General features: G+C 48.6%; 1 protein-coding gene. It reads right to left on the reverse strand.

What is annotated here, in order from left to right; all coding sequences use genetic code 11:
- Positions 1-110 precede the first annotated feature (110 nt).
- Positions 111-13,790 (reverse strand): choice-of-anchor Q domain-containing protein, encoded by a 13,680-nt coding sequence (locus HMPREF9448_RS04500; protein WP_008861411.1) that lies wholly within the window; start codon positions 13,788-13,790, stop codon positions 111-113.
- Positions 13,791-13,807 lie beyond the last annotated feature (17 nt).

The raw sequence follows: 13,807 nt of genomic DNA on the forward strand, positions 1-13,807 counted from the left end.
GCCCCTTTTGTTTATCTCCGAATCTTAAATTCCATATTAACAAAGAAAAGACCTGCTTCACACGACGCAAGCAGGCCCTTCACCAACGATAAGTGTCGCCAACTCAAAAACTATTTCACTACCACTTTCCCCTTAACTAAACTACTTCCTTCGATACGTATCATATAGACTCCCGATTCGAGTTCAAATTCCTCACTTTCCCCATAGGCTTTGCGACTCGCTCTCTGACGCCCGAGCGTATCGTAAATACCTATACTTTCGCCACCTTGCAAATTAACGATTCGCAATTGTCGTTTTCCCAGAGAATAGAATGTAGGCTGCTGCATTTCATCGGAAAGAGTTTTAAAGGATAGAGAGAAACGTCCCGTTTCCATCGCTCGATCATCTACCGTAAAACTATACGGCACATGTTTCAAGTCCACTTTCCGACCCGTCGATCTATCGGTAAGAACCACAGCATCATAACGATCATATTCCGAATCTTCGGTCAACGATATTTCATAAATTCCCGATTCGCCGGTATAGATACCCACCGGAGTTTCCCCTTCGATATCGGCCGTTTGAGTATGAGCAAATCGGACTCCCTTTTCATTGTAGACATAAATCTGCGGAATCCTCGGGTCGAAACTCATCATTTTCAACGCATCGTTTCCCATGTCGAAATTCATGGGTTCTCCGTACACATTATCGGCAATAACCGATACATAGTCGCAACCCGCCGATAAATTACTCCCCGAAATTTTCAACTGTACACCGTGAGGAGTCGGCAACGTATTCAACGGGATAACAGGCTTGGCAAACAGAAGTTCCTCCGATTCCTTCACCGTAGCAGTCTGCGTGAATACCGCCGAGAAAGGAGCAATCGTGTTTCCTTCCCACGAATTTATCGAAACAAAACGGCTGGCCTCCGGGTCATAAGTATAGAGTATATGGTCGATACTCATTCTTTCGGTAGTATAAGAGCACAAATAAGGCACACCGAAAAGATTCCAACCCATATTTTCTTTATACGTAAAATGAGGACGGCCACCGACCAAAGTCTTCAAATTATGCTGTTTCAACAAAATACTTTTCCCTTCTTCTGCCGATTCTTCATAAACAGGCAATGCCGATGAAGATTTCGAGAAACGCACAGTCACCGCATCCGAAGCAGAAGGAGTCGCCATGAGATAACCGACATTCGCGCCCATCTGGTTATTTTCAAACGCCCAATATTTACTATTCTGAGGAGCAACTACGCTATACAAATCTTCGGCTCGCTTAGCCCCGTCATACTCGTATAAATATAAACGGTTCTTGTCGTCCCCCGATTCATCTCCGGCCTGTATAGCCTCTACCGGCAAACCGTCTATCGTAATGCCGTTCAACATCGTACCGTTCCCGACTTCAAGAGAGAATGGCAGACTCACCATATCCCAAGAAGCTGTCGTATCATTAATAAGCGGTTTCAAATCACGCTCTATGGCCAGATTATAAAGCGATACGGCATGCTCTCCTGTCCACAAACCCGCAGCATGATGAAGCAACAAATAGGACGGTGCGAAATCTTTCGTAAGGGCATCGGTCAGCCGCACTTCACTTTCCTTGCCGACATAGACGACGCTTCCCGCATGAGGATAATAATTATCGCTCACGTTGACAACCTTCTGCGGAGTCGTATTCCAAGTTTCGAAACAACCGTAATCCGGGCGAATTACTTCACCTTCCCCATGAAACTTATCGGTAAACAGCCGCACATTACCCAGCACATCGCAATCGGTAGACAGATCGATAATATCGGTATATTCCTTACCATTCCTGATCTTAGGCACTGTATATCCACCGATAGTCGTCACCGGATTTCCTTCATGGTCTACACCTGTTTCCTGTAAAGCTCCTATTCCAAACAAGACTGCATCTTTCTGGTCGGATAGCTGATAACGCAAATGTGTATCATCGGTAATATAATCCCCGACATAAAGCGGACTATACGCATTCCCCGACACCGAGGTCACCTCTCCGTTTATCGTATTGATTATCTTTCCCGTGCCGCCGATTTGTGCTCCCTCGCCAGGGGCTGTCACATGAATGGCTGCCGCATGCTCGTCCAATACGACAGCGGAGCTGCCTTCTTTCACCGTATTGTCATGCACCAAAACATTGTAGAGCAGCCCGTCCGTTTCCACCACAGCACCGTCGGGGTTCACATTATTATATATGACACTATTGACGATGGCGAACGAATCGGCGACGATCACCGCCGAGCTGTTTTTGCTTCCCGTAATATGAAAGCCATTCAATTCCGCCCAATTCTCCACAATCGTCCCGGCGGCACGGTCATTGTCTGAACGCACGACAGGAACCCCTTCCGCCTCTACCGAAAGGATACTTTCCGGTGCATTCTTTTCCAACAAACCGGGACGTTGAGTCAGCTTCGTTTCGTTGGTTCCCCGGAATCCGCCATAAACTTTCACATTTGCCATCCACTGTAAAGTCGTAGGCAAAACGTAGTCTCCGCCGGCTACCCACACCGTACCATAAGTTCCGCTCTCTTCCGGGTCTCCCGAATAGTACGCCGAATAAATGGCTTCCTGTAAATCGCCCATAGCATCGTCCCAACTGGAACCCAATCCGAATCCGTTAAGCTTCACATATAAATTAGGATAGAACAACCGTTGGTACTCATAAGCACCTATATCTATGCTGTTACCGGCTATACGACGATTGCCTCCGGCATCCACGAACATAACTCTCGCCAGCGAATCGCCGGGAGCCACAGGCTCTTCCACCGAACCGAACGGATAATACGCAAATAAATCGGTGTACCATTTATCGTTTTCCGCTTTATTATATGAGTCGCCCGTCATGTATCGATACCCCGTATTGATCAGTTTACGCCCCGGACGTATGTTATACTTTTTATCCAACGGAGTCGCTTCATCGGGAGCTTCGAAACGGGGACCGTACGACATATCCTCATTGTCGGAACTTAATGTTTTATTGATATTGGCAGCCTTATCGCCCAATACGACACCTGCGGAACTATTCCAATAAACATACTCGGCATTCGGCTGCTCTGCCGTCGCATCGTCCACCTGAACCGCATTGCTGTACAGGGTCGCATTCTGCACATCTATCTGGTTGTTCAAATCTCCGACAGTAGGAACAGCCGAAGTATAATTCCTCCAAAATATATTGTTATAGATCTGCAAAGGTTCGGCGACAAGCGCTCCACGTGCGTACAATCCGCCTTTGGAGTTATCGGCTATCGTGTTGCTGACAATGTTGCCCGTCCCGTTCAAAGCAAGCCCCCAAGCCTTGTTGGAATGAAGCACGGTATTATATATATTGCCTTTATTCAGATACACAGCCGCACCTTTTTCTCCGGCAGCCGTATTATCGACAAACACGCTGTTCCGAATCGTCGTACTGCCATTGGCTGCATACACGGCCGCACCGGTCGAACCCTCGCCTGTCGCATCGGCCGCATTTCCACCGACAAAAGTAAAGCCCTCTATGTTTACAGGAGCCAACGCCCCGTTTTCCCCGGCCGTATCCATCGACTCGTCTATATAAACGAGGTGTTTCGAATCGTTTCGATTTCCTCTGATATAAGTCGGGTACAATATAGGATCACGCAAATTATCCATAGCGACATCGGTCCCCGTGATGTTGTTGGGATATCCGCCCCTCAATGTCAAACTCTTGGTCGAGTATTCCAGATTTCCCACATCGGGTTTCTCCAAAACGAACGAATAACCGCTTGTCCCGTCTTGCAGGAACGGCACATAGTCGCCCGAAGCAATCTTGATATATTTATCTTTTTTATTGGGGCTGAGCAACAGTACCTGAATAGCCTGATGAATGTTAGACGTAGCCCTTTCCCACGTTTCTCCGTTGTTTTCTTTATCCGAAACTGCTTCGGAACTCTTCACATACAGTATATTACCGCCGAAAGGAGTCAACGATACCGTTTCATATTCATAAGCCCCTATATCGATCGTCCCCTCTTTCCACTCTTTCACATCGATCATATCTACACCGTCTTTCTTAATAATGTGATATGTATCGGGCTCTTTGGTAATACGCCATTTACTGTTCAGCGTATCCGGCACATTCTCGCGTCCCGACACTTTCTGCACGGCATAATATCCCTTGCCGGAACCATCGAGTACGACAGGTTCCGTCGTAATTGTCGTACTCTTCACCGAGCCGTCGGGATTCATTTCGATAACCGTATTCAGTCGGCGTGTACCGCCATTCGTACCCCGGTTAACCAGCGTCGAGAGCGAAGGCAGAGAGAAATCGGCAGAAGCGAAATAATTTCCCGCTCCGGCATAATCGCTGGGAAATCCGAACCGAGGCCCCATAACCGCTTCATTAGCCCGATCCAGAAAGACCTCGAAATTTCCTGCATCTTCATCGACATCGGCTGCCGAAGTAATAATTTCCCAATGATCTGCATTGATACGTTCGGCATCGTCATTCCCCCAGATAACCGTATTGGTAAGATTATTACCGGCTGTCGAAGCCGAATAAACGGTACTACCCGATGTTACATCGCCCGACACATTCTCGGCATAGGCATTACGCACGATCGTATTGTTGATTAACTGCGATGTCGAACCGGATTCGGCATAATAGGCCGAGCCCGTCGATGCCGTATTGTTGTAAATCACCGTATTGACGATGAGCGACTTCCCACCTTCCCGCAGATAAACCGCACCTCCCGATTTACCGGAAGCCTCGTTCCCGCCCAATATAGAACCATAGATCTCTATATCGCTGGCATACACGGCTCCTCCCCCGAAATCGGCCGTATTGAGCAACAATTGGCAATTGCGCAAAGCAATCGGAGCCAAAGCACATAAAGCCCCGCCTCCATGATCGATACACGACGAGTTACCTTTTACCATCTTTATTCCATCAAGTACAACCCTGCGAGTAGCCTCCGAGTCTTCATAATAAGCCACATGCGAATTACCGGAACCGCCGCCTATATCGCCCGAAAGAATCGTTTCATTAGCGTACTCGAAATCTTCGAGCAAGCCGTTCCCGTTCCAATCTTGACGAGGTCGCTCGCTCAAAAATGCCTCCCCTTCGTAATACTGGTCCGATGAAGGCATAGCCTGAGTTTCTTCTTCCGTAACGATATTAATATCCAACTCCGAAACCGTATTCCCCGACTGATTCTTATTGTCTATCGTTATATCGCTAATTTCCACGGTATATGCAGCTTCTCCACCGAAATAAGGATGAACAGAGACGAGCGAAAGCATATCGCCATCGGACAATGTATTTTCCTCATCACTAATCTCTACGGAGGAAGCGCCGTTATATACCAATCCGGTCTTTAAATCCACCGTCAGGTTGTACTCTCCATTACTAACTCTTCCATTTATAAGCAAAGACTTTCTTACACCGGCTGTCGAATATAACTGTATACGCAACCTGCCGTCCTCGTTCCCTTTACTCAAATCGGTAATATGTATCGTTGCATGCAAATACCGATTACTCGGGTTTGTTCTTTCGTATTTCACTGCCTGTGGAAAACGGAAATAAGCACCTAATGATGGATTAAAATAATTATACCACCATAAAACACGTTCCCTCTCGTTTGTTAATACGACACCGTCGTTCCCCGAAACTGTAATAGATGCCCAATTAGAACTTGGACAATAATGCATACCGTATGCTCCTGCCGAATTTCCGGCAGCATAATAATCGGAGACATTGGAAGAATATGTATTCGATTTTTCCGCTTGCGAAAGATTATTCAAGCTCACCGAGGCATCATAAGGAACACCCGTAGAAGTCTGATGAAGAATATCGGTATCGAGAATTTCCGTCGATACCGTTGTGGAATTCTTGCGATTATCGATCGTAGCGCTATACAACTTCACACCGGCCGGTAATCCCGAGACGCGAACAGCCTCGATGACCGGAGCTGTCGCCCAATCGGTATTTCCGATAGCCAGATAGCGCAAATCGTAAATATACTCGGTAGTGCTGTCGGTGGCGATGACCGGCAATTCCAGCTCATGAGGGAGTTGGAAGCCATTGACCGTCACAACAGGAGATGACGGTGACTTCTCATCGGTCGTGAAATGTAAGAACCACGAAGAGGGTTCGTCCTCCAATGCCTTTACCTCTGGATAAAAGGTAATCTCTCCATTGCCGCCCAATGTATAGGAATAGTCTCCTTTGTTCCATACACCGGTGGCATCGACACGCTTCGAGGGTTCCACTTTAAACGATTCTATCCAACTCTCGTAATAAGGCAAGTTACTGCCCCGGAATCCTCCGTATATCGATGAATATCTGTTAAGAATAAAAGAAGTTCCCCAATTATCCTCTTTCACCGAAGTTTTCGGGTTATACGTTCCCTTCGAGACCCATATCTCGCACCGGCGAGTATCCTTATTCGGATCGTGTTCGAAATTGGCATCATTCCCGAAATAATCGAGAGCTTGCTGTATATCGCCCAAAGCGTTTCGCCAACTGCGGCCGTTCGCCAACCCCTGTGCCGTTTGCGACACATACAACCGGTAGATTCCGTCTGCCCCCTTTTCGGCTTCGGTATCTCCCGCAGGGTCGATAACAAATATCCCGTCATAAGCAAAAGCTCCTATCTCGAAATAATCCCGCAAAGAAGAATCCTCTTTATAAAAACGATTCGTTCCGAGCAAATCGAGTCGAGAAACATGCAATGCCTCCATGAGCGGAGAGCCCGGCTGCTCGGCTCCGATACCGGCACGAATCAACGCCGATACACGTTTCAAAGTAAAATCGAGGTTATCGGGGTCGGTAAAACCGGGAGCATTCAAGCCCACTATGGTCGATGTATTCTCATTCGTACTCGTCAACGCCATGTTTCCGAAACCCACGACTTTGATACCTTCGACCGCACAATGATTAAAGATATAGTTTTGATACCGCACGCCCGTAAAGGTCGTATCGACCTGCTGGGACATGTTTCCGTATATATTTTTCCCGTTACCGGAATCGTTCATCCAGAATACAGAATTGATGATAATCGGCTTCACGCCTATCGATATACCACCACCGGAGCCATTGTTTACAGTCGTGTTATCGACTACCGTACAATTTACGACCATCGAAGAGTCGTCGGCATAAATACCTCCGCCATTGGCTCCCACGTTATTATAAACTATCGAACCGGTAATCCGGCCGCCCGGAGCTAAGTAAACTCCTCCGCCCTTATCGGAAGCGGCACAGTTGAAAACGGCACAATTCTGCAACAATCCGTTCGACGTAACCTTAACACCGCCACCCGACTGCCACTCTTCGTCAGACGGGTGATTGGCATTTCCATAAACGATATAAACACCGTTGAGCAAAGCTATTTCGGGGTTGGGATCGTCGTAATAAGCTGCGCCCTCGGCAGGCATCGTGGCGTTGTCTTTATGCTGCTTCATGCCGAACGTTACGACACGATAGGCGCTTTCTTCTGTCGAACTGCCGATCATACCGTTGAAAAAAGTCCTGTTCAAACGCATATTACGTCCGTCCACGGTCTCGTCGTCAGAGATTCCCGCAAACCCTCCATACACCTCTATCCCTGCCGGAATAATAAACGAAGCGGTACGAGGCTGATCGGGAAGAACGACATCGGTAGGATAATAAGTGCCTTTCGCAATCCTCACTTGAATGCGAGTAATATCTCTATATCGACCCGATGCGTACGTCTCCTTATTGTGAATAATATAACCTGCCCAGTTGAGAGCTTTTTGTAATTTCGCTTCGCAAGCGGCATTCGCCCACGACGAACCGTCTACCGTACCGTTAGCCGCCTTCGTCACATAAATGACTCCCACCTGTTCTCCGTCGATAGTCTTGATAGCGGGCATAATCGGCTCGCTTTGGTCTATTTCGTATGCCCCTATATCGATAGAACAATCTTTGAAACGATCGGTATAATCCATATCGGTTTCGGGTAATGTAATCCCTTCGGGACTATTATTCCCGGCATTGATACAGGGTGAAGTGCCCTGTAAACGATAGTCGTTATTTTCTTTATTTCCCGACGAACGATCCACGAATTGCGGAACTTGATTGATAATGTTGTCTTGCGTCAAGTTAGCACCAGAGACTCCCGATATAGAACCCGAGGGATAACAACAATGCGAAGTTCTCAACACTACATTGCTATGAGCCTGCACCTGAGACGAGCCCGAATTATTATAAATAATGGTATTGTAAATATTGGCCGCACCATCGGCAAACCAATAACCGCAATAAATGGCTGCACCGCTACCGGAGTTGTCGGCAATCGTATTGTTATAAAAATCGGCTACTTCGATATAAACGGCCTGACCGTTGGAATTACCGCCAGATACGGAATTACCGGCAAACACGCAATTGTACAACGTACCGTAACGCATGTAAACACCCCCGCCGTATTGTTCTCCGTAATCGCTCCCCAATGCCGGCATATCGTTATTGAAAAACGAACAATTGGAAAATGTTCCGTCGTTACAAAATGCACCTCCGCCACGACTACGGGATGCTACATTATAATTGTTTCGGATAATACAGTTTTCGAGCCGTCCATTTTTCCGCAAGGCTACCCCTGCACCGCCATCTTTTCCGTGACGTATTCGAGTTCGACCGTTTTGTATTATAAATCCGTCCCATATCGTCTCGATAACAAATGGATTCAACGCCACATTATTAGTCTCGGTCGAAGCCTGTCCCTGCGAACCCGCTTCCAAACGACCTCCGTCCTCATAATACGGGAAAGGCTGGGTAAGTACCCTACGAACTTTATTCGCATTATCGTATCGACTGTTCAATTCATAGAACTGACTCGTCGATCCACCGGCATCCATATCGAAATAAGGAGCATACCCATCGAGCGAAGTAACAGCATTCGCCTCGGCGGTAGTCATCGTCTGTATAATCGTATTGTAGACGCGGGGATTGCGCTCGTCTTTCCCGGGTGTACCGGTCTTGGGAAATCCGCCGTACACTTGCACGGCATCCCGCATAAAGAATCCCCGCCGGCTGGTATATTCGCCCTCGGCTACCCACACTTCGACCAAAGCCGTCGTATCGACACCGACAGGTATTTGTACCGATGCACTACGACCGTTCGTTTGATTGTATGTATAATCTGTATAATTCAATGTCTCATAAGCGATCCGACCGCTTCCGTCTTTTTTCAACGATGTCTTGTATGCCTCGTTGACAGCATACTGCAAACCGGTAATATAGTCGGTAGCATCGCGGCTATCGTATTCGATTTGATCATAAGGCAGACCGTCGTCGAATCCATACCACGCATTTCCATTGATAGCGTTCGCCCACGAAGAACCGTCTCCCGTACCGAAATAAGAGGTTTGAGGAGAAGAGGCCGTACCGGCAGGCCCGCTACGCACGTAAAGAACCGAACCGACAGGATTCAGACAAGTAGCCTCATAAGCTCCTATATCGGGGGCTCCACCCACAGCGAAATTATGCCCCGTAATATCGGCATCAAGAGCCAAATCCGGATCACCAACTATACTTTCGTCACCGGCAATCACCAACGGTGATTCGCAAGTCGGTTCGAATCGTGCGGGACCGCCCAACGGCGTATCGTATCCGGACGAAACTGCACCGACATTTCGGGTCGGATTGACAAAAGCCGGATATAACGGATCGCCCTGAACGACGCTTAACTGTATGTTCTCACTCCACAGATTCCATTCTTCCGGAGCATTCTGGATAGCATTGTTGCGAATATCGAGCGTAGTGGCCTCTCCTGTAATTTGTATGTCTTCGGGAGCGATAGTCCCGGTCGAAGTATTTCCCCACAAAACCGAATTATAGAGCCTCAGCTGCCCATTCATCGCACAGATGCCCGGGGCATTGTTATGTATAATCGTGCAGTGATTGAGACGAGCATCGTTTTCGAGGGTTATCGCCGAATAAAAGGATTCGCTCGCCAATCCCGTATTGGTATTATTATTCACCACCGTATTGGTCATTACCAATTTTTTCGTCGTACCCAACATAACGATTCCGGCTCCGTTCGTTGCGACATTATTCTCGATCATGCAATTGCGGATATACAATGTGCCATATTCGTGCAGCACACCGCCCCCTGTCTTGATAACCGAAGAACCGGTCGATGCATTTCCGTTGACGATATGAAACCCGTCGAGAATGGCTTCTCCGTCGTCAGACATAGTTACCACATGATAAAGGTTCCCTCCGGCCAACGTACCGTCGAACACCGTACGGAAATCCACCGGATTACGCATCGGTTCGGCGACATCGCTCCCTGTCGGGACAAACGTCCGTCCGGGAACCGTAGAGCCTTCCGTACCTCTCAATTTGGAATTGAAACCGCCATACAAGGAAACGCCTCCCCGCAAAACGACCGACGAAGTGCGACGGTCACTGCCGATAGCTTTCCATACCGGATTTATCGTCCCCTCCTTCACCCATATCTCACGAGGGCAACCGGGATATTCGGTGTCCGGGAGTTCCGCCAAATATTCGATGGCCGAGTTCCCCGATATAATCGGAGATTCCCAAGACTCGCCCGAAAGATCCGTATCGACCGACGGGTCGACAAAAATAACCAGTTTCTTTACACCGTTATCTTCTATGACGCTATATTGCAAAGACGGACGATCGGAAGCGAAAGCTCCTAAGACACGAGGCTCGACGAACGCTTTGCTGAGAATATCGGTCATCGCGACATAAAACTGTGTTTTCACCGGAGCATATCTGACATACGGAGCCTCGGATTGGCTGCCTCCTTTTCTTTGTAGGGCAGAAAATTCGGACGGAACCCAACGCTGTACGTCATAAATAGTTCGCAACGCATTGTCGAGCGTTTGAGTGCCTTCGACATCGGCAGCTGTCGTCTGGTACACGCCGGCCTCATTGTTGATAACGTCGACATTGCCGACTCTCACATTGGTAAAATCGGGGAAACTGGAATCATAAGCGATAGAAGAACGTCCTTTTGAATTTTGATCGGACAAGGCATACGTTTTTTGAGTCACGGTATTCACGCCCCAAATCGTATTGGAAAGATTTTGCAGCGCCGTATTATAAACCTGTATCGAAGCCGGCACATTCGACTCGGCCGTCTTTCCGTTTTTTCCGTAAAATTGCCGAGTATGTTCGAGGGTCGCATTTCCCCAAAGAACCGAATTATAGACTATGCCATATCCATCGACGATCATACCGCCCGAATTCCCTTCTTGGTCGGAAGCCACCGCCGAACAATAGTTCTTAACCACCGTAGAGGAAGAAAGCCCTCCCAACTTATCGAAATAGACCGCTCCCGCATCGGACGAAGAGGTATTGTTGGAAACGAGCGTGTTCACCAAGACGCCCCGGTACATATCGTCTAACGATTCTTCGTATGCAGGATTGTTATACTCCGCCTCATCGACATACACACCGCCGCCCACGCGAGCCGTATTGTTGGTTATTACCGTTCTGAAAACGGTTCCGTTCCCCAATATGTACACGCCGCCGCCCAATCCGTTGCGCACCTGCACTCCGGGCGAAGCATTGCGAAAGACCATGCTGTTCACCAACATTCCGCCGTTATTCATCATCACCCCGCCACCGCGAGTCAAGGCAAAGTTTTGATAAATGATACAATTCGACACGACTCCGTTCTCGGTCAAATAGATTCCACCGCCCATACGGGTCGATTCTCCGCGCTCGCCATAGTCGGCGCAACCGCCCGTAACCACGACACCGTCGAGAGTCGTCTCCACGGGAAGCGGCTTTGCCGTAACGGCTTCGTACTTCGTGGTTCTTTCGTTAAATCCCTCGGAAGCGAACCATACCACATGGTAGGAGTTGCGCCCGTAATATTGCTCCCATTTCTTCTCTCCGGCATTCCAACGCCAACCTTTCTGCGAATCGTCGTTCCGGTCGACATCTCCGCTGAATATCGTACGATTGGCAAACGCCCATTGAACATCGAGATGGTCCGGGTCGCGGGGACGAGTCGTACTGTTGTTTATCCCTTCGTCGCCGGTTTGTCCCCGGAATCCTCCGTAAACCGAGATACCGCTACGCATGATGAAAGAACGATGCCTTTCCGTACGGCCCCTTATACCCGACTCATCGGTAAATGCTGCCGTGGGGTAATACGTTCCACCGGCGACCCACACCTCTCCCACTACATTCCGGGCATATAGTTGATCGATCGCCATCTGCACATCTTGCACGGCCAAACGCCATGTACTTCCGTCCCGGACTTCACCGTCGGCAAGAGGCGGTTCGTCGGGCGAAAGCTGACGAACATACAATATATTTCTGCCCGAAACCGGCTGATATTGATAAGCTCCTATATCCAGCGTCTTACTGACTATCCTCGGCTTCCCGGCAATGTCGTAAGAAACATCGGTCCCGTAATACGTGTTCAACGTCGTCATCCAAGAACCCTCGGCTTTCGACAGGAGCACAGAATTTTGACGCAACAAAAACGAAACGCCCAAATCGGCATACACAGGCTCCAATATAGCCCCTATCTGAGTCGTAGGATTGATAAAATTGGGCACAGAACCCGTATGGTCATTATAAGGCAACAACGAAATATTATCGTTGCCTTTCGTTTCGTCCCAATCGACGATCGCACAATTCGAGACACGGTCGACAAGAGCATCGAATCCCTTCAATCCCGCATGGTTCAACGGGTTGATACTCCATATAACCGAGTTGGATACGCTGATCGAAGAACCCGCCACATCGGTATCGGCCGGACGACCTATACCATACAACTGGTTGTTGACAATCGTATTATTGACAATCGAGGTCTCATCGTATACACAAATACCGCCCCCGTTATTATTGTAAACGACATTGTCGAAAACGACTCCTGCTTCGGAATAGATACCGCCTCCATATCCGAACCCGTCGCGACGGAATGCCGAATTGGATACCAACACCGAGTTATAGACAAAACACGGTTGGGAGTCCGAACCGCTATTCTTATGCATATAAACGGCTCCTCCTTTCGAGGCAAAATTAAAATAGAACAGGCATCGCTGTATGCCGCAACCGATACCGTCGAGCGATACACCTCCGCCGCGCCCCGAATTACCGTCTCCATCGGCAGAGCCCCCGACAATAGTTATCCCGTCGAGCATCACGTCCACACTCGACGGATCGAAAGTAACTACCGTATGGAGATTGTCTGTCCGGGTGGTATTCTGGGTCGGGTCGAGCGAAGAGAACATGTTATCCGTACCGACTACATCGTTTCTCAATCGGTCGCCCGATAAAATAGTCTGGTTCTTCAACGCCCACGGCTCCTGCCGGTCGCCCGAATAGACATTGCCGTATTCTCTCTCTTCGAGACTGTTCTCCCCCTCATAGACCAAAGCTCCTAAATCGTCGAACACTTGCCCGCGAAAACCGCCGTAAACAACGACCTGATTTCCTTTCAAGACAAACGAGGCACTCTGTTCATCGCCGGGAAGGAGTGGTTCGGTCGGGACATAAGTACCCGCCGCAATCCATATCTGCAATGTAGAGTTAATAGCATTCCATGTATCGGTAGAACGAAGAATCATTTGCAAATCGGAACCCTTAGCAGCATTCGCCCACGAAGAACCGTCGAACGTACCGGCTCCTTCGGGGGAAACATATATGCGTCGCAAATTGAAGGCCGGTTGAGCCGGCTGGATATTCGACTGAGCCTCTACCGGTAAGCTCGTCAGCGACAACAGAAACAATAGCAGCAATCCCGCCGAATATCCCATGCGTTTCGACACATCGGAAACACGGCCTGCAAAATCAATAATTTCTCTATTTCTTCCGTTCAACATAACCTATAATTCCTTTT

The sequence above is a fragment of the Barnesiella intestinihominis YIT 11860 genome (assembly GCF_000296465.1).
Taxonomy (GTDB): Bacteria; Bacteroidota; Bacteroidia; order Bacteroidales; family Barnesiellaceae; genus Barnesiella; species Barnesiella intestinihominis.